Source organism: Paenibacillus sp. J31R34 (genome assembly GCF_059383715.1).
Map to the genome: position 1 here is coordinate 138,198 of NZ_JBXENU010000003.1, position 22,992 is coordinate 161,189.

At 50.4% G+C, this 22,992-nt stretch carries 20 protein-coding genes, 2 tRNA genes and 1 riboswitch; of the genes, 18 read left to right on the forward strand and 4 right to left on the reverse strand.

Features of this window, described 5'->3' with window-relative positions:
• Positions 1–6: 6 nt before the first annotated feature.
• The 7 genes from AC50YG_RS09965 to AC50YG_RS09995 are packed head-to-tail and all read left to right on the forward strand — an operon-like array spanning position 7 to position 7,972.
• The gene (locus tag AC50YG_RS09965; RefSeq protein WP_494826551.1) at positions 7–1,506 is read left to right on the forward strand and encodes a phytoene desaturase family protein; all 1,500 of its coding nucleotides are present in this window, start codon (positions 7–9) and stop codon (positions 1,504–1,506) included.
• The gene (locus tag AC50YG_RS09970; protein WP_494826552.1) at positions 1,503–3,026 is read left to right on the forward strand and encodes a phytoene desaturase family protein; all 1,524 of its coding nucleotides are present in this window, start codon (positions 1,503–1,505) and stop codon (positions 3,024–3,026) included. The genes AC50YG_RS09965 and AC50YG_RS09970 overlap by 4 nt, the downstream gene beginning before the upstream one ends.
• Positions 3,010–3,882: a phytoene/squalene synthase family protein gene (locus tag AC50YG_RS09975; RefSeq protein ID WP_494826553.1), complete on the forward strand. Its 873-nt coding sequence runs from the start codon at positions 3,010–3,012 to the stop codon at positions 3,880–3,882. The genes AC50YG_RS09970 and AC50YG_RS09975 overlap by 17 nt, the downstream gene beginning before the upstream one ends.
• Entirely contained in the window at positions 3,879–4,604 is a 726-nt protein-coding gene (locus AC50YG_RS09980; protein ID WP_494826555.1) for a carotenoid biosynthesis protein, read from the forward strand. The genes AC50YG_RS09975 and AC50YG_RS09980 overlap by 4 nt, the downstream gene beginning before the upstream one ends.
• A gap of 55 nt (positions 4,605–4,659) precedes the next feature.
• Positions 4,660–5,328 (forward strand): lysophospholipid acyltransferase family protein, encoded by a 669-nt coding sequence (locus AC50YG_RS09985; RefSeq protein ID WP_494826557.1) that lies wholly within the window; start codon positions 4,660–4,662, stop codon positions 5,326–5,328.
• Positions 5,304–6,500: a glycosyltransferase family 2 protein gene (locus tag AC50YG_RS09990; RefSeq protein ID WP_494826558.1), complete on the forward strand. Its 1,197-nt coding sequence runs from the start codon at positions 5,304–5,306 to the stop codon at positions 6,498–6,500. The genes AC50YG_RS09985 and AC50YG_RS09990 overlap by 25 nt, the downstream gene beginning before the upstream one ends.
• Positions 6,476–7,972, forward strand: coding sequence for a phytoene desaturase family protein (locus AC50YG_RS09995; RefSeq protein WP_494826560.1), 1,497 nt, complete (start codon positions 6,476–6,478; stop codon positions 7,970–7,972). The genes AC50YG_RS09990 and AC50YG_RS09995 overlap by 25 nt, the downstream gene beginning before the upstream one ends.
• Positions 7,973–8,184: 212 nt before the next feature.
• Here the strand turns inward: AC50YG_RS09995 and AC50YG_RS10000 are convergent.
• The 3 genes from AC50YG_RS10000 to AC50YG_RS10010 form a co-directional block, all read right to left on the reverse strand.
• Positions 8,185–8,258, reverse strand: a tRNA-Pro gene (locus tag AC50YG_RS10000).
• A gap of 8 nt (positions 8,259–8,266) precedes the next feature.
• Positions 8,267–8,342, reverse strand: a tRNA-Thr gene (locus AC50YG_RS10005).
• Positions 8,343–8,456: 114 nt separating this feature from the next.
• Positions 8,457–8,666, reverse strand: coding sequence for a YrzA family protein (locus AC50YG_RS10010; protein WP_056041703.1), 210 nt, complete (start codon positions 8,664–8,666; stop codon positions 8,457–8,459).
• Between the two features lie 164 nt (positions 8,667–8,830).
• Positions 8,831–8,914: riboswitch (cyclic di-GMP riboswitch) on the forward strand.
• 92 nt (positions 8,915–9,006) lie between these two features.
• Here AC50YG_RS10010 and AC50YG_RS10015 point away from each other — a divergent pair.
• The 5 genes from AC50YG_RS10015 to AC50YG_RS10035 all read left to right on the forward strand — a co-directional run bounded on the left by AC50YG_RS10015 (position 9,007) and on the right by AC50YG_RS10035 (position 14,060).
• Positions 9,007–10,776 carry a methyl-accepting chemotaxis protein gene (locus tag AC50YG_RS10015; protein ID WP_494826562.1) on the forward strand — a complete coding sequence of 590 codons (1,770 nt, stop codon included), beginning with the start codon at positions 9,007–9,009 and terminating at the stop codon, positions 10,774–10,776.
• Between the two features lie 178 nt (positions 10,777–10,954).
• A complete protein-coding gene (locus AC50YG_RS10020) occupies positions 10,955–11,329 on the forward strand; it encodes a GntR family transcriptional regulator (RefSeq protein WP_341282144.1) in 375 nt (124 codons plus the stop codon).
• A gap of 19 nt (positions 11,330–11,348) precedes the next feature.
• Complete coding sequence (locus AC50YG_RS10025) at positions 11,349–12,047, forward strand: ABC transporter ATP-binding protein (RefSeq protein WP_341282145.1); 699 nt, start codon at positions 11,349–11,351, stop codon at positions 12,045–12,047.
• Complete coding sequence (locus AC50YG_RS10030; protein ID WP_494826565.1) at positions 12,044–12,787, forward strand: hypothetical protein; 744 nt, start codon at positions 12,044–12,046, stop codon at positions 12,785–12,787. Before AC50YG_RS10025 ends, AC50YG_RS10030 begins: the two co-directional genes overlap by 4 nt.
• A gap of 103 nt (positions 12,788–12,890) precedes the next feature.
• Positions 12,891–14,060 carry a sn-glycerol-1-phosphate dehydrogenase gene (locus AC50YG_RS10035; protein ID WP_494826567.1) on the forward strand — a complete coding sequence of 390 codons (1,170 nt, stop codon included), beginning with the start codon at positions 12,891–12,893 and terminating at the stop codon, positions 14,058–14,060.
• 1,282 nt (positions 14,061–15,342) lie between these two features.
• Here the strand turns inward: AC50YG_RS10035 and AC50YG_RS10040 are convergent.
• Entirely contained in the window at positions 15,343–15,711 is a 369-nt protein-coding gene (locus tag AC50YG_RS10040; RefSeq protein WP_494826569.1) for a DUF6713 family protein, read from the reverse strand.
• A gap of 289 nt (positions 15,712–16,000) precedes the next feature.
• Here AC50YG_RS10040 and AC50YG_RS10045 point away from each other — a divergent pair, with 289 nt between their 5' ends.
• The 6 genes from AC50YG_RS10045 (at position 16,001) to AC50YG_RS10070 (ending at position 22,991) form a co-directional block, all read left to right on the forward strand.
• On the forward strand, positions 16,001–17,410 hold the full coding sequence (locus AC50YG_RS10045) for an ATP-binding protein (RefSeq protein ID WP_494826571.1): 1,410 nt from the start codon (positions 16,001–16,003) through the stop codon (positions 17,408–17,410).
• A 60-nt stretch (positions 17,411–17,470) separates the two neighbouring features.
• On the forward strand, positions 17,471–18,163 hold the full coding sequence (locus AC50YG_RS10050; protein WP_473759724.1) for a response regulator transcription factor: 693 nt from the start codon (positions 17,471–17,473) through the stop codon (positions 18,161–18,163).
• A gap of 85 nt (positions 18,164–18,248) precedes the next feature.
• Positions 18,249–19,874, forward strand: a complete 1,626-nt coding sequence (locus AC50YG_RS10055) for a DUF2339 domain-containing protein (RefSeq protein ID WP_494826572.1) — start codon at positions 18,249–18,251, stop codon at positions 19,872–19,874.
• Positions 19,875–20,071: 197 nt separating this feature from the next.
• Positions 20,072–20,671: a nitroreductase family protein gene (locus AC50YG_RS10060; protein ID WP_494826574.1), complete on the forward strand. Its 600-nt coding sequence runs from the start codon at positions 20,072–20,074 to the stop codon at positions 20,669–20,671.
• A gap of 326 nt (positions 20,672–20,997) precedes the next feature.
• A complete protein-coding gene (locus AC50YG_RS10065; protein WP_494826576.1) occupies positions 20,998–21,672 on the forward strand; it encodes a lytic transglycosylase domain-containing protein in 675 nt (224 codons plus the stop codon).
• Between the two features lie 164 nt (positions 21,673–21,836).
• On the forward strand, positions 21,837–22,991 hold the full coding sequence (locus AC50YG_RS10070) for a cysteine desulfurase family protein (RefSeq protein ID WP_494826578.1): 1,155 nt from the start codon (positions 21,837–21,839) through the stop codon (positions 22,989–22,991).
• Position 22,992 lies beyond the last annotated feature (1 nt).

Consider the following 22,992-nt stretch of genomic DNA (forward strand, 5'->3'; position numbering starts at 1 on the left):
CTATAAATGAAGACAAGGCATGTTGCCATTGTAGGCGCCGGACCAGGAGGACTTGCTGCCGCCATGCTGCTAGCAGGTCAAGGCTATAAAGTTACGGTGCTGGAGAAGCAGCCGTACATTGGGGGGCGGACTTCGCTGCTGCAGGTGGGCGATTTTAAGTTTGACCGCGGCCCAACCTTTTTTATGATGCCTCATTTGCTGGAGGAATTGTTTACGGCAGTGAACCGAAAGCTTGCAGATTACGTGGAACTGATTGAGCTGGACCCGCTGTACCGATTGAAGTTCGGAGATTCGGCGTTCGAGCCTTCTCGTAATATGGAACAGACGCATGCAGAAATTGAACGGCTGTTTCCCGGAGACGGAGCAGGCTATAGACGGTTTATGCGCGATGAGGAGATCAAGTTTGGCCGCGTGTCGCCGCTGCTGCAGCGTCCTTTCAGCAAGCCCCGCGATTATATGGCCCGCGATGTGCTAGCAGCGCTGCCTAGCCTTCATGCGACGGATACGGTGTATAACCGTTTATCCAAATATTTTAAGGACGAGCGGCTCAAATACGCCTTTACATTCCAAGCGAAATATTTAGGAATGTCGCCGTGGGAATGTCCGGGCACCTTTACGATTTTATCCTATATGGAGCATAAATACGGATTGTTTCATCCGGTAGGCGGCTTGAACCGGCTTTGCGAGGCGATGGGCGAGGTCATTCGTGAGTATGGAGGCGTCATTTCTACCGGAACCGGCGTGCAGCGCGTGCTGACAAAGGGCGGGAAAGCTAGTGGGGTTTTGCTTGCCAATGGAGAGAAAGTTGAAGCAGACCATGTTGTTTTAAATGCGGATTTTGCGACGGCGATGAATGAGCTGTTTGAGCCGGGTGAGCTGAAGAAATATACGCCTGAGAAGCTTGCCAAGAAAAAATACTCCTGCTCGACCTACATGCTCTACCTTGGCATCAACAAAGAAATTAAAATGCCTCATCATACGGTATTGTTTGCCGGCGATTATAAGACGAATGTCAATGAAATGATGGCGCAGAAAAAGCTATCCGCAGATCCGTCCATCTATGTCCATAATCCGGGCATTCATGACCGGACGCTCGCTCCGCAGGGCAAGACTGCGCTGTACGCGCTCATGCCTGTGCCGAATTTGACGAGCGGCATTGACTGGCAGGAGCAGGGGGCGCTAATTAGGGAGAAAATGCTGCACCGCATGGAGCAGGAGCCGGAAATGCGCGGCCTTTCCCAGCATATTGAAATCGAAGCGATGATTACGCCGCAAGATTGGCAGCAGGGTCACGGGGTATACGAGGGAGCCACGTTTAATTTGGCGCATTCCTTTAATCAAATGATGATGCTGCGCCCGCATAACCGCTTTGAGGAATACGGCAACTGCTGGCTCGTTGGGGGCGGAACGCATCCCGGCAGCGGGCTGCCAACGATTTTTGAATCAGCGCGAATCAGTACCCGGCTGCTTATGGAGCAGGATCGGCTGAAGGAGGGGGCCATATGAATAACTTCGCTATAGCAGGCGGTGGCATCGGCGGCCTCATTGCGGCGCTGCTGCTCAGGCGACAAGGCAAGCTCGTAACGATCTATGAGCGGATGAACCGCCTCGGAGGCAGGCTTGCCTTCGAGCAAAATGGGACATACCGTGTCGATCAAGGTCCAACGATTGTACTGCTGCCGGAAATGCTGCTGGGCATTTTGGCGGAGGCAGGCATTGACCGCTCGCGAATCCCGCTCGTGCGCTGCGATCCGATGTACCGCATTCATTTTGCCGACGGCACCGTGCTGCATAAGTGGAGCGATAGAGAGCGCCAGCTGGAGGAGCTCGGACGCCTTTTTCCGGGCGAGCAGGAAGGGTTTATTCGCTATATGGAAGAGATGAAGCGTTCCTTCGTACAGGGGAAAAAAGCGTTCTTGGAGCGGCCATTTTTGCGCAAAAGGGATTTTTTCACCGTGCGCAATATCGCTCTGCTGGCCAAACTGCGGGCTTACAAAAGCGTGCGCGCCCTCGCCGCCGAATATTTTAAGGATAAGCGGCTGCACGACGCCTTCTCGCTGCAGACGCTGTACATCGGGGGCGCGCCATTTGAAGCGCCGGGCTTGTATTCGCTGCTTCCTTATGCCGAGCATGAATTTGGCGTCTGGTGCTTGAAGGGCGGCTATGCGAGCCTCATTCCGCTGCTGGAGGAGGAGCTTGAGCGCCAAGGCGTTGCTGTGAAAAAGAGGACGGCCGTCAAGGAGCTCCTAATCAGCGATGGACGCTGCTATGGCGTGCGGACTGCCGAAGGGGATACGCGCTATGATGCGGTCATCTATAACGGCGAATTTCCATCTATTGCTGGCGTACTGCCTGTGCAAGAGGCGGCCCACCCGAAAAATAAAATGAAGGATTACAAGCCTTCATCCGGCTGTGTGCTCGTCTATTTGGGCTTGAACAGGCAGTGGCCGGAAGCGTCGGCGCATCAGTTTTTTCTGCCGCCTTCGCTTGAGAAGGGGCTTAGGGAAATTTTCAAGGAAAACCGGCTGCCCGATGATCCGTCTTTTTATGTTTTTTATCCGTCCGCCTTTGATGATAACGCTGCGCCAGCGGGGGAGAGCGCGATGTATGTGCTGATTCCATCGCCTGCTGCTCCGCATGTCGATTGGGCGCAGGAGACGGCTAAGCTGGTCGAGCAAGTGCTTAGCGAAGCGGAGCGCCGCGGCTTTCCTGGACTGAGGGAAGCGATTCGCTGGCAGCAAGTCCGCACGCCTGCGGATGCCGAGGCTGACGGCTTGTACAAGGGAGGCAGCTTCGGCATTGCACCGACGCTGCTCCAGTCCGCCGTCTTTCGTCCGCAAATTGTGCCGTATGGCATCGATGGGCTTTATGCCGCAGGCGCTTCGGTTCATCCCGGCGGCGGGGTGCCGATCGTTATGCAGGGCGCGAGAATGCTTGCCCAGCATTTATCTACCGCCGTTGCGGCTCAAAGAGTAGCAGCAATGCCCACAATGATCCAGGAGGTGCAGGATGGAAACAGCATTTAGCCTAAATCAGTGCGAGGCGATGATTCGCAAAGGTTCATCCAGTTTTTATAAGGCATTTGGTTTTTTGCCAAGCCCACGCAGAGAAGCGGTTTACGTCATTTACGCCTTTTGCCGGATTATAGACAATGCAGTCGATGAACCGGAGCAGTCTCCCTATACGATAGATGAGCTGGAGGCGCTGTTCGCTCATTTGGAGCAGGCGGACGGGCATTTTATATGGCCGGCGCTGCGCTGGCTGTTTCATCATTTTCCGGTCAGCAAGCAGCCTTTTTTCCGCCAAATGGAAGGACAGCGCCGCGATTTGGTGCTGACCCATTACGAGACGATGGAGCAGCTTGAGGACTACTGCTACTTGGTTGCGGGAACGGTTGGCGAAATGCTGCTGCCCGTCCTGCATAACCATCCGAACGAGCAAATTGTAGAGGCTGGCATTTATTTGGGCAAGGCGATGCAAATCGTCAATATTGTGCGCGATGTTGGCGAGGATCAAGACCGTGGCCGTCGCTACCTGCCGCTTGAAATGCTGCGTCAGTACGGCTATAGTGAGCAAAGCTTTGAGGCCGGGGTCATTGACGATCATTTTCGGGCGCTTATTCATGCGCTGGAGCGCCAAGCGAAGGATTGGTTTCACAAGGGGCTGGCGAATTTAAGCAGCTATCCGCCGGAAAGCGCGTTTGCGGTGGAGCTTGCGGCTGGCTTTTACGGGGCTATTTTGGATCAGGTAATCGCGAATCGTTATGAGGTGTATGCGAAGCGGGCGGTCGTGGGGCCGCTGACGAAGCTGAAAATTTATAAATCGATCAAAGAGAAATATTTAACGGATTCTGTGCTGGAAAGCGGAGCCGTATCGTTATGATGCGGCAGCTGTTCTTATTCTGGTATGTGGTGGGCCTCATTCTTATGCTGACGATTGGCGTTCCGGCGCCGCTGGCCTTCTCGAACGGCTTGTTTCTCGTCTTTTATGCGATGTATGCAGTTAGCCTGGAGCAAGGCTTGCGAGAGCGGACACCTTTAAGCTGGGGGCGCATCGCATTTGTCGGGCTCTCGACGTTCGGTGTAGAATGGCTGAGCGTTACAACGGGCTGGCCGTTTGGCGAGTACAACTATACGCCAGTGCTCGGTTTTCTGCTTGGCGGCGTGCCGGTAACGATTGCTTGCGCCTGGGTCGGCGTATTTCTGAACGGCATGCTGCTGTCCTTCGGCAACAATCGCTGGGTGCGGGCGCTGCAAACCGGACTTTTCACCGTCACGCTGGACTTGGTGCTCGATCCGGTAGCTTATGCTCGGGGCTTCTGGCTGTGGGAAGAGGGCGGTGCATACTTTGGCATTCCGGCGACGAATTTCATCAGCTGGTTTATGATCTCAGCGGCGCTGTCGCTGCTGTTTCCGGTTCGCGAAATCTCGTATGCTGTGCGCCGCGAGGCGGCAAGGCTAGGCCAGCTCATGCTGCTCATGTTCGGTGTGCTTGGCATGAAGGAAGGGTTGTATGTGCCAATGCTCATAGCTGTCGCTGCGGCTGCTGTGCTGGAAGGAGTCGTGATTCGCTATCATCACATCGCAAAAGAGCAGGTGGTTTGAGGAGGTATTTTCCCGTTACAATAAACACTATTTGCTGAAACGGCATTTTCATGAAGTGTCGCTGCGAGGAGAGCTGGAGCAGGCTCCGGCCGATCGTCCTTTGCTGATTATTATGAACCACAGCAGCTGGTGGGACGGGCTGCTCGTCTACCATATGATTCGGAGCGAGTCGCAGCGGCAGCATTATATGATGATGGATGAGCGGCAAATGAAGCGATATGCTTTTTTTCGCCGCATTGGCGCCTTTTCGGTGAATAAGGAAAATTTGCGGGAAACGGCAGCCTCGCTGCGTTATGCAGCTGACCTCATGCGCAGCGGCGGAGCCGTCTGGCTGTTTCCGCAGGGCGATATTTTTCATTTGGAAAGCCGTCCGCTGCAATTTCAGACGGGGGTCGGCTATTTGCTGGAGCGCTGCCGAGATGCAGCTGTGCTGCCTGTAAGCTTGTATTATACGATGGGGCTGCATCAGAAAGCGTCTGCCTCCTTCTCTATTGGCAGCTTGATCGAGGCAGACTGGTGCGCTCTGGGACGCAAAGAAGCGACTTTGCTGCTGGAACGCAGGCTGGAGCAGCAGCTCGGCGAGCATCGGCTGGCTGTTATTGCGAGTGCAGACGGTGAGCGGGATGGTTTCCGCCTGCTGCTGGCGACCGGGCGCTCGGTCAATGAGACGTTCGACCGGATGAAGGGGAGGACGGCGAAATGGAAATCGTTTTTTGGACGATAGCAGCCGTTCTGGCGCTGCAGCTGCTGTTCGTGCTTTGGAATTTGCGCCAGCTGCCGCAGCTTGGCGGCACGGGGGAAGGCCGGCTGTGGCTTGCTGGAGGCGAGGGGGCGGTCGCTGACTTGCTGCCAAGGCTGTCCGTGCTTATTCCAGCACGCAACGAAGCGGAGCGAATTGGGGCCTGCGTGCAGGCGGTGCTGGCGGCGGAGCAATCGCCGCTGCTTGAGGTGCTTGTGCTGGATGATCAGTCTGCCGATGGCACGGCTGATGTGGCGATGTTGGCCGCGCAGGGAGATAGGCGCCTGCGCGTGCTGCGGGGAGCGGACTTGCCAGACGGCTGGCTGGGCAAGTCGCATGCTTGCCAGCAGCTGGCGCAGGAGGCGCGCGGCGAATGGCTGCTGTTTCTGGACGCCGATGCGACGCTGCGGCCGGGAGCTCTGCCTGCCGCGATGGACACGGCGCTGCGTCAAGGGAAGGGGCTGATTACGGGCTTCCCCCATCAGCAGACTGGGTCTTGGCTGGAGCGGCTTGTTGTGCCGCTCATGAATTTCACCATCGCCTGCCATCTGCCGATCGGGCTGGTGCGTGGCTCTGCTGACGCCAAATTCGTGGCGGCGCATGGCGCTTTTCTGCTGATCCATGCCGAAAGCTACGCGGCGATTGGCGGACACCACAGCTTCAAATCCAAGCTGCTCGATGATATGGAGATGGCGCGTGCGGTGAAACGGGCGGGCTTGCCCATGACGCTCGCCGATGTATCGGGGCAGGTGAGCATGCGCATGTATTCAGATGCAGCGGGCGTGTGGAACGGCTACAAGAAAAATATTTTTGCCGGAACGGGTCGCCAAACGGGCCTTCTCGCGGCACTGGGTATATTTTATGTGCTCATCTATTTGCTGCCGCCTGCTATGTTCATAGCAGCTTTGCTTGCTTACGCCGTTTTTTCGGCAGGAACGCTGGCAAGTACGCTTGCCGCCTGCTTGCTGCCGGCCGCGATAGGCTGGCTGCTGGCGCTCATCATTAAAGGGGTGATCGATCATCGCGGCCGCTTGCCAGTGTGGTTTGCTTTATTGCTGCCGGCCGGCATTGTGATGCTCATTGGCATTGCTGCCGCGTCATGGCGTGCAGCGGCGAGCGGGGAGGGGTATGTATGGAAAGGCAGGCGTTATCTATGAAGCGGGTTGTCATCATTGGCGGCGGCATCGGTGGTTTATCAGCGGCGGCCCGCCTTGCGCATGCAGGCTATGCGGTCACTGTGCTGGAGCAGCAGGAGAAAGTGGGAGGCAAGCTCCAGCGTATCCAGCTTGGGGAATATCGCTTTGATCGGGGGCCAAGCACAATAACGATGACGCATGCTTTTCGCAAGGTGTTTGTTTCAGTAGGCCGCCGCATCGAGGATTATATTGATTTTTATCGACTGGAGCATGGAACGCGCAACTGCTTTGCAGATGGCTCGGTCGTGGATTTATCCGCTGACCCGGCCGTGATGGAGGAGCAAATTTCCTGCTATAGTCCGGAGGATGCGCGGCGGTATCGGGCTTTTATGGCCGAGGCAGCGGTGATGTATAAACAGGCGGAGCGTCATTTTATGAACAAAATGATGGTTTCCTGGCAGGATAAGCTGAGTCCTGGGCTAGCGGCAGCATTTGTCCGCATTCGCCCGCTGACGAAGCTGTCCGTGCTGCTGCGCCGTTATTTCCGTCATCCCAACACGCTGGCCTTGTTTGGACGTTATGCGACCTATGTCGGCTCGGCCCCTGATCGGGCGCCAGCCATCTTCGCGATGCTGCCGCATGTGGAGGCGGAGCTTGGCATTTTCGGTGTTCGTGGCGGCACGTACAGCATTGTTGAAGGACTTCGCCAGCTGGCGGAAGAAATGGGGGCGGAAATATACACCTCGACACGTGTACAGCGCATTGTTGCCAGTGGCGGCCGTGTAAGCGGGGTAGAGACGGACGGCGGTTTTGTGCCAGCTGATCTGGTTCTCGCGAACGGTGATGTGCTGTCCGTATGCCGAGATTTGCTCGGCGAGCAGCTGCGGCCCGCGATGACAGACCGCAAAATAGCAAGCTACGAGCCTTCGCTGTCCGGCTTTGTCACTCTTGCCGGCATTCGCAGACGTTATGATAAGCTGCTGCATCATACTGTATTTTATCCGCAGCGGTATGGGGAAGAATTTGAGGCGATTTTCGAGCGCCGCGTGGCGCCATCTAATCCTGCGATCTATTTATGCTGCTCCGCCTATTCAGAACCGGACATGGCGCCGGAAGGCGGCAGCAACCTGTTTATTTTGGCGAATGCCCCTTATACGTCGGACGCTTGGAGCTGGGAGAGGGAGGCGGAGCGTTATCAGGGACGTCTGTTGAAGCAGTTAGCTGCCTATGGCTTGGAGGGACTAGACCTTAATACGGAGCAGCTTGCTGCTTATACGCCGGAGGATCTTGAGCGGGATACGTCAGCATTTCGCGGCGCCATCTATGGCATTTCCTCGAATTCAGCGAAGCAGACGTTTATGCGGCCGTCCAATCGTGCGGATTTGCGTGGACTATGGTTTGCAGGTGGAACGACCCATCCCGGCGGAGGAACGCCGATGGTTGCCATGTCAGGGCTGCTCACCGCAGAGGCGATGATTCGGCAGCATTCTTGAGAGAAACTAATGGTGCAAAAGAAAAGCCGCACTTGGCTGGGTGCAGTAATGCATCCAGCCAAGCGCGGCTTATTTTTAAAAATATAGGAAAGGATAGGATTGTTCCATCCATTCTCTATATTTCTCGGAATGAAACGCAAACTAAAAAGGGTCAAATAAAATAAAAAACCCTTCTAGGATTAGAGGGCCTGCTTGAAACAACTTATTAAATATCGGGACGACACGATTTGAACATGCGACCCCCTGGTCCCAAACCAGGTGCTCTACCAAGCTGAGCTACGTCCCGAGAAAAAATGGTGCCGTCGAGAGGACTTGAACCCCCAACCTACTGATTACAAGTCAGTTGCTCTACCAGTTGAGCTACAACGGCGTGGTTATGAATCGGACACAAGATGTATTATGCCACAGAACTTTAGGAGGATGCAATACCTTTTTTTAATTTTTCGAAAAAAAATTCGGGCAGCAGTCAAATGCCCGAATCGGCCTATTTTTTAACTTTAAAATGAACGACTGCGCTGTACAGCATTTTCCCGCGATCGGGATGAAAGACCGCATGATGGCTAATGGCGTGAACTTGTAAAAGTAGTGCCTTATTCGCTTCAATTTGCTGGTCAATATGCTTCTCCAGCGTTCGTAAGTCAAAAGCCTCAAAAAATTCGATTTTATCCTCAATTAAATCTAATCGGAAATCCATCATTAACCCCCTCAAATCTCTTGCATGCCTAGCTTTCGTTAATAGTATAACGTTGTTCAGAACTAGTTTCAAAGTATCATGTCAGCTAATCACGCTTTTTGTAATTTACAAAAGGGTTTCCCTAAATTATACTTTAAAAGTGTCGAAATAAATAGAAAATTACATACTGAAAAAGGCAAACTTATTGAAAAATAAGGGCGCAAAGTTATGGGCCTAAGGTATTAAGCTATGGCTGCCAAACTACCGGTACAGGACTATAGGCTGATTCAGCTATTCAACTCGTAACGGTGGTTGAATAGCTTTTGTTTTTTTTCAGTGTATTAGGAGAGATGGAGAGAAAATGGCGATTAACCGATTGAAAGAGGCAAAATGGTTAAAATGGACATCAAGAATTTCTGATTTCTTGAAGAGACAAAAGGTTACAACGAAGCTACTGTTCATCACTTCATTAATTACATTGTTTAATGTGGTGGCTGGTGGTTGGATTTTTATGCAAAATGCTTCGGTTAGAAGTGCAGTGAACGCTTCAAATGAGCTTCAGGAGGCCAAAAAAGAATATCAAGGTGTATCGGATTCAATGCTGCGCACGCTGCTTTCAATGATTGATGCGGTAGAAAACGGCAGCACCGGCGATGATGGCATCAATTTGGCGCTTAAGACGATGCCCGAGCGGGTAGAACATCTGAAGGTTACACTAGAGTCGCTGGATGCGAAATATCCTCACGGAGATAATGGCAACGCCTATTCGAACCAAGGCAATGTGTTTGGGCTTGCTCTGGAGCAGCTTAATAAAGAAAACGGCAATCACAGCCTGCTCTCGATTGAAGACCGTTCCGCCAAGGTCAAACAGCTTGTCAGTACATATACGATTGTTCTCAGCTTTGCGAATGAAACGGTAGAAAAATGGCTTGAAGTGGATTCGGTTGCAACACAAGATGCATTGAACAGAAGTCTTGCGGCTGCCAATACGATTATTATAATCAATATTGTGCTGCTTGCCGTTTTGCCGTTCATCATGTCCTATTCGTTAAGCCGAAATGTGAAAAAAGGCATCGTTGGCTTAATGAATCGAATTGCCTCCTATCAAAATAACGATTTTACCTATGATGGGAAGCTGGATCGCCAAGATGAATTTGGTCAAATTGACCGTTCGCTGGAGCAAATGGGAAGTGCGCTTCGCGACACGCTTCGTTCGACTATGGATGTAAGTACGGTTGTTCTGCAAGCCTCGCGCAATATGGGAGATATGATTGTTCGCAATCAGAATGCTTCCGAGCAGGTGAAAGAAGAGATTGGCAATGGCAAAACGATTTTGATGACCCAGTATGATGATGCTACTTCGATCTCGGCCGTAACGGAGCAAATATCGGCAAGCTCGCAGCAAATTGCAGCTTCAACCGAATATATTAACCGCGATATGAAAGAAATGAGAGAGTCGTCGCGCACAGGCTCCACCGATATGAAGGGCGTCGTGCAAATGGTCAATCAGACGGTGCAGCAATTTTCCCGAGTAACGGAATCCTTTGACCGGATTAATGAGCGCTACAATAATGTAACGAAGTTTTTGGGCGGCATTCAGGATTTGAACACTCAGACGAATTTATTGTCGCTGAATGCTTCGATTGAATCGGCGCGTGCAGGCGAGCATGGCAGAGGGTTTGCTGTAGTAGCAGAGGAGATTCGCAAGCTGTCGAGCCAGACGGATATCATTTCCAAAGATATTACGAAGGAGCTTAAGCTTATTCAGAACGATTTTGCCGACAGCAGCCAGAGCTTGAGCAGCTTCTCAGAAGTGATTGAAACGACGAAGCAGGCATCGGTGACCGCGAGCGAAATGTTTAACGGCCTGGAAAATCAAAGCAGCGTCTTGTCCGAGCAAATGGGCGAAATCTCCGTCGGTATTGATGAAATTACAAAGGGTATTACCGATATTGTTGGTTCTGTAGACAAGCTGCTGCAAACCTCCTCCGAGGTGAATGGCAAAATGGAGCAGATGAGCGGAATGTCCGAGGATCAATTTGAGGTATCGATTCAGCTTCAAGAGCTGGCTGAGAAACTACAGGGCTCTTCCACTAATTTGCGCGAAAAAGCGGCTGTATTCAAGGTGTAAGCTCGCTTTTAATGGATTAGTAAATGGAACAATAAAAAGGAATAGTAAAGAGTAAATAGCTGCTTTCAGCGCCCGTGGGCGATTGGAGGCAGCCTTTTTTTTATCCAGCCCTTTACAACAACAGAATACTAGTGTACTATTTAGATATAACACTAACACATTAACACGGAGGTGACTTATGCCGATTGAATTTGACAACAACCAGCCAATCTACATCCAAATCATGAACTACATTAAACAGCAAATTATTAGCGGGAAACTTAATCCCGGCGATAAAATCGATTCGGTGCGCGAGCTTGCAGTGGAGCTGCAAATCAATCCGAATACGATACAGCGTACTTTTCAGGAACTGGAGCGTGAAGGCATCGTCGAAACAAGGCGCGGACTTGGAAGATATGTAACGAGCGAGGAGGCGGCGATTGTGAGTATTAAAAAAGAGATGGCGGCTGATTTGCTCGGACGTTTCATTCAGGGGATGCGCGATTTGGGCTTTAAGCAGGAGGACATTGTAGCGATTGTATCGGAAGCAGTTAGCAAGGAAGAGCAGAAATAGGCGGGGGGAGAATATACGAATGAAGAAGATTGTTGAACTGCAAGCCGTAACAAAAAACTACGGATCGAGAAAAGCGCTGCATAATATTAATTTAAACCTGGAAGCTGGCAAAATTATTGGTCTGCTTGGCAGCAATGGCAGCGGCAAGAGTACACTCATGAAGCTGGCGGCAGGACTCATTCAGCCAACCTCAGGAAGCGTTCGAATTTGCGGAGAGCCGATTGGCATCGGGACAAAGGCGGTTACGTCCTTTATGCCGGATCAGCCGGTAACCGAGTCGTGGATGCGGGTGAAGGATGCCCTTCGTTTTTTCAGTGATTTTTATAAGGATTTCGATCAGGAGAAAGCAGGGAGCATGCTCGACTTTTTGAAGCTGGATCGCAATGATCGCATTAGCTCTTTATCCAAAGGAATGAATGAGCGGCTGCAGCTCACGCTGGCGCTGTCGCGTCAGGCTAAGCTTTATTTACTCGATGAGCCGATAGGCGGCGTTGATCCCGTCGCGCGGGGCAAAATTTTGGACGCCATCGTTAAATTTTATAATGAAGACAGCTGTGTGCTCATCTCGACGCATTTAATTACAGATATCGAACGGGTTTTCGATGAAGTCATTTTTATTCAGAACGGTGAAGTTTCACTGCGTCAGGATGTAGAGAGCATACGCTCCAAGCATGGTAAAAGTGTAGATGAACTATTCAGGGAGGTATTTTCAGAATGATAAACTTATTGAAATATGACTGGAAACGCAATGCGAATTTAATTATGGGCTCGGCGGCGGCGCTTATTATTTTGCAGGGAGCACTTTCCTTTTTTACTGCTACTCGTAATTGGCAGCCTGCAATGTCGCTTACATTAATGTTCATGGGCTATTTATTCGTTGCCCTTATGTTGATCATATTTTCCTCAAAGACGTACTCCCACAACCTTAAATCGTACGGTCGCCGCTTATTGCCGCTGGCCACGTGGAAAACAATCGCTTCGCCTCTTCTGCTGCAATTCATATTATCGGCTGCGCTGAGCGGACTGGTGCTGCTTCATATCTGGCTGTTTAAATGGCTCTCTCCAAGCACCTCACTGGATTTATTGAATCCGCCTAATTTCGAGACGGGCGTCCTGTTTTTTATTTTGATATTTTGGATGGTTCTATTTTTGATGCTGATGGTCTACTTTTCGATTACAGTGGGGCATCTCTTTAATAAAAAGCTTTTTCCATGGGTAGCAATAGCGGTCTTCGTCCTGCTGCAATTTTTCATGGGCTATGCGGAGAAATGGTTGTTTAACGATGATTTATTCGGCACGATGGCCTCAGAGCTTACCTCTTCAAGCTTGACAATTTTAAAGTCCCCAACAGGCGAAATTTCGATTGGCAACTGGGGCGTTATGTCGTTTGAAATCGTGATCGGTGCTATCCTTGTGAGCATCATGCTGTACTTGCTCAGCAAAAAGCTGGATGCGTAGAGGAAGGCGCAGCGAAGGCCTGCAAGCCAAAGGTTGACAAACCTGCCATTAGCGCGTGACAATAATCGTATACAACTTCGAAGATAGAAGGGACAACGAACTCATGACGCTAATGGAAAAATTCAAGCTGGCTGCCGCAGGCTATGATGCCGCTACCGTTCAGTCTATTGTAATTGAACCGCTGCTTATTGAACGTGGAGCTACTGGGCAGGTTGCACCTTATTTGCAAAAGAAGGGCTATCGCAACGTTTTAATCGTGTCCGACAGCATCACGTACGAGATAACTGGAAAACAACTGGAAGCGAAAATTGCCGCTAGTGATATTTCCGTTAAGGCAACGCTGATCAAGCCTGACAAACAGGGAGATGTCATTGCGGACGAAGTATCCATTGTGCAACTGCTGCTTGATATTCAGCATTATGCTGCGGAAGTAGTCATTGCGGCTGGTTCCGGAACACTTCATGATATTACGCGTTATGCGGCCTATACGGCGGGCATTCCGTTTGTATCAGTCCCGACCGCTCCGTCCGTTGACGGCTTTAATTCCAAGGGAGCTCCGATTATTATTCGTGGTGAAAAGATTACGATCGCCGCGATTGGCCCGGACGCGATTTTTGCCGATCTCGATGTGCTTACGCAGGCTCCTGTTGCGATGGTTGCCGCAGGCTTTGGCGATATGCTCGGCAAATATACGTCCTTATTCGATTGGTCCTACGGCTCGCTAGCGGGCGACGAAGCTTATTCGGATATCGTGGCGACGATTACGCGTGACGCTTTAATGCAGTGTGTGGAAAATGTAGAGCTGATTGCATCACGCAGCGAAGAGGGCATTCGCGTGCTGATCAGCGCCTTGATCGAATCGGGCCTTGCGATGCTGCTGTTCGGGCAGTCCCATTCGGCCTCGGGCGCGGAGCATCATTTGTCCCACTACTGGGAAATGGAATATATTCGCCTCGGCAACCGTCAACTGCTGCATGGAGCGAAGGTTGGCGTCGCATGTGCAGAAATTTCTGGGCTGTATCACCGCTTGGCGGCTGAGCAGGTGCCAGCGATTAGCGGGACGGAGCATGCGGAGCGCATCAACCAGCTGATCGCGGAAATTCCGGATGAGGAGACGATACGCGGCTGGCTTAGTCTGGTTGGTGGTCCATCCACAACGGCTGAACTAGGTGTGAGCGATGAGTTGCTTGCCCGCAGCTTGAGTCAGGCGCATCTGGTGCGGCCAAATCGTTATACGCTGCTGAGAGCGTATAACGAAGAGGCGGGAAAATAATATTTTATAGATAGCGAATAGAGTGGCGTCGTGGTGCGAATGTGAAGCTCCCATAAAAACCATAGGGGATTCGCGCCTCGAAATTTGTCGAATCATACATAAAATGAGTGAATTCTTTAAAAGTCAAGAAATTTTTGCGAATGTGCTAGCATTATTTTGTTGTGATTTAGATAAATGAATGCCATAATGGCACTTATTTATCTATTTTTCGCTGTCGCACTCTGTGTGAGTGCGTGGATTGAAACGATATAGGATACATGCTATCGCTCCGTTAGTGTGGTCGCACTCTGTGTGAGTGCGTGGATTGAAACGTCATACATCAGGCGTGGGCATATCTTGCCTGACCGTCGCACTCTGTGTGAGTGCGTGGATTGAAACACCTCATGCACGCCTATAGCAGGCATATCATGATTTGTCGCACTCTATGTAAGTGCGTGGATTGAAACTGCAGCTCCTGTTGGTATCTGGATGCAATCTGCATGTCGCACTCTATATGAGTGGGTGAAATTTCACGTAATTAAGCTACTAATCCAAAAAAGTTAGGGGAAACTTGTTAAATCTGTTAATAGCCATTTATCTAAAAGCATAAGAAGCTTTGTTGTATAAGGCTTCTTTTTGCTAAGTAACAATATTAATAAACATATTTTGATTCTCAAATAGTTGATGCTTTCTTTTTCAAGCTAATATTTAACTGAGGGATTACATTTGGGCGATATGCCATATCTGTTTCGAATGATGTGCCTTTATTGTCTTGGTGGAGCGAATACATGGTTGCTATATCAGGGTGTGTATGCATACGATAATAGGGATATCGGCAACTTGGCGGACACAGAATCCGCTAATGCACTGCCAATTGCCCTTTTGAAGGGATGAATAAGGCAATAGCGGATCTCCTGTCCGCGTACAGGCTGAAAACAAATAAAAAGCTAAAATAGCGGAACCTCAGTCCTTCTAAAAAGGAAACGGTTCCCAACTGACCATTTATTCACATTATTACCTCCTCCAGTCCACGAACTGGAATAATTAGTTTAGAAGGTACGTGCCTCAAACAAACGTCCGATGCAATGGGGAGCAGAGCAACTTAGGTTTGTATAAGGATTCGTGGTCCAAATGAGCGTTCAATTTCATGACTATTAGTTATGAAATAAACAAAAATAAGACCGCCAAAAGTCACAGGCGGTCACGCATTTTTCTAACCATTCGTACTGTCTCCCCTAAGCGCAACAATTCTCAACCTCGTTGAACCCTACATAGCTAAACATATCCGAACATATCCAGGCACTCACTTCATAACCATCAGCAACAAATGAATCGCCGCAATTATCCCCATTGGATAAATAAAGGCTCGCGAGAACGTATTTTTGAAGCCATTGCGGGGATGCTTTTCAAAAAAGAGATGCAAAATAGCATGGATGATAAAAAATATATCCAGCACCCAAAACGTAACCATCTGATAATCGCTGAAAAGCAGAGCGAGTATGATCGTGTACATCGGAAGATGAATGAAGGTGAATACCTTATAAGCTTTCGCATCCTCCATATCCTTAAGGAAGATAAACAATCGCCATTCCGAATGGCGGATCGCATCCATTTCGTGCAGCAGAAATAAAGATAGATTGAACAAAAATAGCACAAGCAAAAAATCGGGCATAAGTGGCCTCCTACAATTTTATAACAGCACGGTAGTTTATGTATTTCATTTATATACTCGAAAAAATATATAAGCCGCCTTCTCTATACGTATAAATGACGACAAAGTAACAAAATAACCATTTTGAGGTATGTACAATAAATGTCTGAACTCCTAATCTCATGAATAGGCAGGCAGTACTATGCCAATCGCCGCACATATTTTCTCAGAGGCTTGACGCTTTCCGCGCTCCGCTATATGGTTAGAGCAGAGCATTAAAGAGAGCATATAGAGAGAAGAGGGCTGCGGCGTGTTATTTGTCCTAATTGCCTTATGGGGAATTGCTTTGATTTTGATGCTGTCCGACCCACGTTCGGTTGTGAGCAGGCGGCTTAGCGGGGTACCTTTTACGGGCGGAGCCGGGGCGATGTCTGTCGTGCTGGATGAGCGAATTATTCCTTATGTAAGTCGACATTATATGAATGAAACGGCTGACCAACTGTTGTACATGCTGCAAGCATTTTGCTCGCTGCTGTCCTACTACGGCTTGCCGTACACCTTCCTGCTGTTTGCCTTAGCGTATCGTCCAATTGACCGGTTGCAGCCTTATGAGCGTGTATTGCCGCTGCTGCTGTTTATTCCGATTGCGGCCTGTCTGCTGTTTACTCCGGGCTACACGGAAACGTATCCGATTACATTTACAGTTGTTGTCTGGTGGGCTGTGCCTTATGTAGCGGTCGGAGCGGTGAATATTTTATTAAAAAATCCGGGCTATTTGGCCCAAGCAAGACGCCACTGGATCGTATGCACGTCGGTGCTGACTCCGGTGCTGTTTAGCGCAACGATGAATTATGTACTGCCAAGCCTCGGCTTCCTGCGGATGTGGGTGTACAATACCTGGTTTGTCGGCATAGGGGCGCTGGTTTTTGTTATAGGTCTGTTTACCTACGGATTTCTGGGGGTACGTGTATTTATCGACCGTCGCCGTCTGGATTCGACACTGCGAGCGGTTACATCAGGTACGGCTATTCTCAATCATGCGATTAAAAATGACGTCGGCAAAATGCGGCTCTTCGGCGAGAAGATGCGCGCTTACGCGGCATCCACGAACCAGGAGGAGCTGCTTGCCGATGCGGAGACGATGCTGCGGACAACGCGGCACATCCAGGAAATGATTGGCCGTGTCCATCATGGCACCGAGGATTTGGCGCTGAAGCCTACGCAGGAAGAGCTTGGGGAACTGCTGCTCATGACGCTTGAGCCGTATAAGCTGCTTGCCGAAGGGGTTCATTTTACTAGTAGCCTGCCTGATGGCTGGAGCTGTATGATTGACCGCGCGCAGGTTACCGAAGCTCTCGGCAACTTGATTTCGAACGCCATTGAAGCCATGGATGGCAAAGGCGCGCTGAGCCTTATAATGAAAGAAACGAAACGCGATATCATGATAGAGGTGCGCGATACGGGGCCGGGTATGGATCGTACGCAGACGGCCAAAGCGTTCGAGCCCTTTTATACGACCAAACGCGGGGGCAGTACGAATTTCGGCCTTGGCCTGCCATATGCGTATCATGTGATGCGCAAGCATGGCGGATCTTTGCATATTCAGAGCAGGCTTGGAGCAGGGACGCTCGTATCGATGATATTCAAGAAAAAGGCGATTCAGGTGCGGCACGTATCGGGGGCCGATTCTGCATCCGAGCACAAAGAGTCAGAGAGATAAAGAGTCAGAGAGATAAATAGAAATAGACAGAGATAAGGCTGAGAGAAGGGGAACATGCCGATGGATAACATACAAGTATGGATTGTGGAGGACGACAAAGATTGGCTGCGCGGGCTGAAAGCTTTTCTGGCGGCCCAGCCGAACATTGAAGTCGTATTCACCTCGGATAATCCGCAGGAGGTACGGGAAGCACTTGCTGGAGAGCGGAAGGCGCCAGATGTCGTACTCATGGATATTATGCTCGGTGATGAGCCTGCCGGCATTGAGCTGGCGGAGGCGACGGCGATGTCGACGGGGGCAAGGGTCATTATGCTGACGTCGATGGAGGAGAAGGAGCTGATTTTGCAAGCTTTTCAGGTGGGGGCGATCGATTACCAGATCAAATCCGACTTTGAATCGCTGCCTGCGGCAATAGCGGCGGCGGCAAAGCGCCAGTCTCCGATCAGTGCGGCGGCGGCGGAGCAGATGCGCGAGGAATTCCGCAGGCTGAAGCAGCTGGAGCGGGATTTTGAAGTGAAGAAGGTGCGCGATCTGATTACGCCTGCGGAGCTGCAATTGCTGGAGCTGGTCGATCAAGGCTATTCGCAATCGCAAATGGCAGATAAGCTGTTCGTTTCCATTCGAACGGTCAAAAACCATATTAACCATATACTCAAGAAGCTGCAGCTTGGTGGCTCGAAAGAGGCTGCGCAGCAGGTGAAAGCGCTTGGTCTATTAGAAAAAGAAAATAAGGATGGAAATGGTACCACGTAAAGTTGGTACTATTTTTTTTGCCCTATTTTTCTAAAATAGAACTAAGACCAAGTCACAAAAATGCAGCTAAACGGAGGTACAACCAATGAATGTATGGATTCGCAAACAATGGACTTTGCTGCTCGGCGTGTTATTTGTCCTATCAGCGTTCGTCACTTTGTTCAAATATACGGTGGAGCAGGGCTGGGTAACGAATGCGATGAAAATCGGGCTGGGATTGCTGAGCGGTGCAGGCTTTGCCGCAGCAGGATTTTCGTTGATTAAGCGGGAAAAATGGCCGCTCGTCGGCGAGCTGTTAATCGGACTAGGTGCCTGCCTGTTGTATACGACGGCCGCTTTTGCCGGTGTCTATTATGAAATGTGGGACTCGATGACAGTGCTGCTGGGCATGACAGCCGTTACTGCGGCGCTTACGGTTTATGCTTACCGCTTTGAATCGCGTCTGCTAATCAATATTGCTTTAACGGGCGGCCTGCTGTCGCCATTGCTCATGCGTCCGGAAACGGATCAAGTCTTTACTTTATTTCTGTATATGCTCGTGCTCAATTCCGCTTTTTTCTGGCTCAGCACGGTGAAGAGCTGGAATGAGCTCAGACTGACCTCTTTTATTGGAAGCTGGATCATGTATATCGTTTACTTTTTCACCTTTGATCCCGTAGTGGAAGGGGTTTGGAATTTGCCGCTGCGCTACGCGCTCGCCGCATTTCTGTTTTATCAGATCGGCTTTCTGCTTGCTTCGCGGGCAAATAAACAAAGCTTTGACGGGATGAATATGTTTGCGGGACTGTCCAATGGCGTTATTTTTGGCTTCTGGTCACTGCTGCTCATTCATGGTGAAGTGCATTATGCTTATCCGCTGGCGTTTATCGGCTTTGTGCTGCTGCTTGCCAGCTGGTTTATTCACTATCATATGAAGCGCATGGAGCCAGCCTCGGCTACGTATGGTTCTGCTGGTGTGCTGCTGATGCTGCTTGCGCTTAATCAGGTGGGCAGCGGTCTAGCTGTTAAACCGATCTTTAATGTGTTCCTATGGTCGGCGGTGGCCGCGCTGCTTGTTTTAGCGGGCAAAAGGTTCCGCTGGCAAGCTTTGAATCTGGCATCGCTCATTATATGGTTTACGACGGTATGCTATTGGTACGTCATCACATGGTTTACACCGCGCGGCGAATGGTTCGGCGTCTTCATTCCGTTTCTGAACTGGGGCGCGATGGCATGGCTGGCGCTTGCGGCATTGGGCTTCTATTATTCGGCACGGCAGAAATTTGCGTCACTTGGCGATGCAGGCAATCGCGTAATGGGGAACATGTATGCGTTGTGCTCGCATTTAATAATCGGCGGTTTGCTGACTGTTCAAATGATTCGGTTGTTTCAGGAGCATCTTTACGATCTTCCAAGCTTCTATATGCAGCTCAGCCTGTCAGCTTCCTGGGGCGTATATGCGCTGCTGCTCGTATTGTGGGGCGTCAATCGCGGTCAATCGGTGTTCCGCTGGTTTGGCTTCTCGGTTTTGGGGCTGACAGCCATTAAAGCCATTTTCTTCGACCTGAACGGCCAAGAAAGCTTGTACAAGGTGCTTGTGCTGCTATTGCTGGGGGGAATCTCCTTCCTCATCGCTTGGATCAATGGCAAATGGAACAAAGTAAGAGAGCTTGGCGACCAGTCTTGGGAGCAGCATGGTGCAGAGACTGATAGCAAGAAAGATAATGTGTGAATGTCAGCTCATGAAAGATGAACAATTGGGGAATGAATAAAGCGGTGCGAAAGGCTTATTTTGATAAAAAGCCAGCGGAAAAGCTTGACAAATCGAGGGGTAATATATTATTGTTACTTACGTAAAGTAATTAATATTACTTTGGTGTGCATCTAATCAAGCATGGAACTAAACCATTTAACTGGAGGTATTTGATTATGTCACAAAGCTTTTTGGAATCTGTGCAAGCAAGACGTACTTACTACGGAATTAGCAAAGAATCCGTTGTTTCTGATGAGAAAATCGTAGAATTGGTTAACGAAGCCGTTAAACATTCCCCTTCATCCTTTAACTCTCAAAGTGCTAGAGCAGTCGTTCTGCTCGGCGAAAAACATGATAAATTGTGGAGCATTGTGCTGGAAGCTCTTCGCGCAATCGTTCCTGCTGATCAATTCGCTTCGACAGAAGGCAGAATTGCTTCCTTTAATAATGGCTACGGCACGATTTTGTTCTTCGAGGATCACAATGTTGTTGCAGGCTTGCAGCAGCAATTCCCTTCGTATGCTGACAACTTCCCGCTTTGGTCGCACCAATCTTCGGGCATGCTGCAATTTGTAGTATGGAACCTGTTGGAAGAAGTAGGCTTCGGCGCTTCCCTGCAGCATTACAACCCGCTGATCGACGAAAAGGTAAAATCGACATTTGGCCTGCCAGAATCATGGGGCCTGATTGCGCAAATGCCTTTCGGCAAGCCAACAGCAGAGCCAGGCGAGAAAACATTCCAACCGCTTGAAGATCGCGTTAAAGTATTCAAATAAACTTTAAATCGAACGAATAAGCTTTAAATAGAACCTGAACAACCTCCGAAGCAAGCTTGGGAGGTTGTTTTTGTGCGCTATTCGCTAATCCTCCAATCGAATAAACTTGCGTATTTTACGATTTGCTGGCGAATAGGGGTAAAAACATGTACAATAAAAACCGATACATCATTATAGAGTTTTTTTAAAATATAAGCATTTATAAGTTTTCCCTTATAAATAGGCTTATATTTCATCGCGAAACGGTTACTTTGCCGCCAAAGGACGGCTTCAGCCGTTTACGCTTAGACTAGCAGAGCCAAGCGATTTGGTTCAAGGAGGAAATTATGAGTATCGATCCGCGCATTATGAAGCAAATGATCAAGACACAGCTTGCTCCTAATCTTGACTTTAAGACAGTAGCGAATCCGCTAGGCACGAATAAGGACAAAAGTGTAACTTCGTTGTTCGACATGCTGCTGTCCCAATATATGCATGAAGCTTCGAACGGCTCAGGTGAAGGCACGGATGTACCCGCTCAAGCGTCCGAGGCGCTGGCGCAGCTTGCCAGCTTGAATAACGCTTATCAGGCGGAGGGCGAGACGTTCGCAGCTGGCTCGACTGACTATGATGCGATGATTGCACAGGCAGCAGCCCAATATGGCGTAGATCCCGCTTTAATCCGCGGCGTCATTCGCACAGAGTCCGGTTTCCAGCCAGATGTCGTATCCGGCGCAGGCGCCAAAGGGCTCATGCAGCTAATGGACGCGACGGCACGCGGCCTTGGTGTAACAGATTCCTTAAATCCGCAGCAAAATATCGATGGCGGAACCCGTTATTTATCCTTTCTACTTCGCAAATACAATGGCAATGAGCAAGTAGCTCTAGCCGCGTACAATGCCGGCCCAGGTCGTATCGACCGCCTTGGTATTACGACAGACAGCGAGCTGATGGCGAATTTGGACAAGCTTCCTGAGGAAACGCAGCGCTATATTGTGAAAGTACAAGCAGCACGTTACTAAGGAACTGCGAGGAAATGAGTACCCGCTTTTGTCAACAAATTAGCGGTACTTTATTTCGTCGCAGTCTCCAGGCTGTAAAAGCACTTCTTTTAGATCACGAATGGCAACCCGCTTGCCGTCGCTGATCTTTTTATTTTTTCTAATAGGAAAGGAACGTTCGGCTTATGCTATATTTTGATCATTGCGCATCTTCGCCTCCTTACGAGGAGGTTATTGATACGCTGACTGAGGTGATGAAGGCGCATTATGCAAATCCATCATCGATTCATCATGCCGGTGCAGACGCAGATAAGCTAATCTCGCGCTCGCGTTCGCTGCTTGGCGAGCTGCTTGGCGTAAAGGCTGAGGAATGGCTGTTCACTTCTGGCGGCACGGAGAGCAACAATCTCGCGATTAAAGGAGCGGCAAAGCAGTACCAGAGCCGTGGCAAGCATCTAATTACGACCCAAATGGAGCATGCCTCCGTCTACGATACGTTCAAGCAGCTGGAGCAGGAAGGCTACGAGGTTACTTATTTGCCGGTTGACCAAGCGGGGCAGGTTGAACTGGAGGCGCTGCGGATGGCTTTGCGCGACGACACGATTCTCGTCAGCATTATGCATGTGAATAATGAAGTTGGCAGTGTGCAGCCACTCGCAGACATTGGCAAGCTGCTGCAAGGGCATCCGCGCACGCTATTGCATGTGGACGCGGTGCAAAGCATCGGCAAGCTGCCGATTGATTTGCGAGGCTGGGGTATTGATCTGCTCAGCGGCTCTGCGCATAAGCTGCGCGGACCCAAAGGGATCGGCTATTTGTATGTCCGCGAGGGTGTTACCCTGACGCCGCTGCTTTCAGGCGGCTCGCAGGAGCAGGGCATGCGCGCGGGAACGCAAAATGTGCCCGGCATCGTGGCATCAGCGAAGGCGCTGCGCATGGCGATGCAATCGGCGCCGGAGCGGCGCGAGCGGATGTACCGTCTGCGCCAGCAATTGACGGATTTCGTTGAGGCTGCGCCGGAGCTGAGCTTGACTGGCGGAGCGCCGGAGAGCATGGCGCCGCATATTGTCCATTTTTCCTATCCGGGCATGAAGCCGGAGGTTGTCGTTCACATGCTGGAGCAGCATGGCATTATCGCTTCTACGAAGTCGGCCTGCTCCTCGCGCGACAATAAGCCAAGCCGAGTGCTGCTTGCGATGGGACTCGGGCAGGAACGGGCAGCCAGCGGCGTAAGAATTAGTCTGGGCGACGAGCATACGGAGCAGCATATTTCGCAGCTGTGCGAAATGCTGCGCCTTACAATTAGCAAGCTTAAGCCGCTTGAAAGGAGCGCAAGGTAAA